This window comes from Streptomyces phaeochromogenes (assembly GCF_001418655.1).
GTDB lineage: Bacteria > Actinomycetota > Actinomycetes > Streptomycetales > Streptomycetaceae > Streptomyces > Streptomyces phaeochromogenes.
Map to the genome: position 1 here is coordinate 1 of NZ_LIQZ01000573.1, position 878 is coordinate 878.

Below are 878 nucleotides of genomic sequence, written 5' to 3' on the forward strand. Positions count from 1 at the left end.
GCGTGGAGTCGAGGCCGCCCGAGACACCGATGACGACCTTCGGGCCGCCGATGGCCGCCAGCCGCTGCTGAAGACCGGTGACCTGGATGTTGTAGGCCTCGTAGCAGTCCTGGGCGAGGCGGCTGGGGTCGGCCGGCACGAACGGGAATCGCTCGACCCTGCGACGCAGTCCGAGGTCGGTCGCGGGCGGGTCGAGCCGGAACGACACGGACCGGAAGCCGCTGGTGCGCGCGGCGTGGGTGCGGCGGTTGTCGTCGAACGTGCCCATCCGGGCGCGGGCCTGCCGCAGCAGGTCGAGGTCGATGTCCGCCACCGCGTACTGGTCGTCGAGCGGGAACCGGTCGGTCTCGGCCAGCAGTTCGCCGTTCTCGTAGATCATGGTCTGGCCGTCCCAGGACAGGTCGGTGGACGACTCTCCCAGTCCGGCCGCCGCGTAGACGTAGGCGGCGAGGCAGCGGGCGGACGCGGCGCGGCAGAGCAGTCGCCGGTCCTCGGCCCGGCCGACCGTGATGGGGCTGCCCGAGAGGTTGAGGAGGACGGTGGCTCCGGCCAGCGCCGCCTCCGCGCTCGGGGGCACCGGCACCCACATGTCCTCGCAGATCTCCGCGTGCAGCACCAGGCCGNNGAACGGCACGGTCTCGCCGCCGACGCGGATCGTCCCGCCCCGCTCGTCGTCGCCCGCGGCGATCTGCCGCCGCTCGTAGAACTCGCGGTAGTTCGGCAGGTAGGACTTGGGCGCGACACCGAGGATCCGCCCGCGGTGCACCATCACCGCGCAGTTGTAGATGCGGTGGCGATGGCGCAGCGGGGCGCCGACGACGAGCACGGTCAGCAGATCCGCCGACCCGGCGACCACGGTCTGGAGCGCCGCCTCGACC

General features: G+C 72.7%; 1 protein-coding gene and 1 pseudogene. Both read right to left on the reverse strand.

The window, feature by feature from the left end:
• A partial coding sequence (locus AOK17_RS53150; protein ID WP_281198696.1) for a nitrilase-related carbon-nitrogen hydrolase occupies positions 1–623 on the reverse strand: 623 nt, incomplete at both ends.
• A gap of 2 nt (positions 624–625) precedes the next feature.
• Positions 626–878 (reverse strand): annotated as a pseudogene (nadE, locus tag AOK17_RS53155) (NAD(+) synthase); the annotation flags it as partial.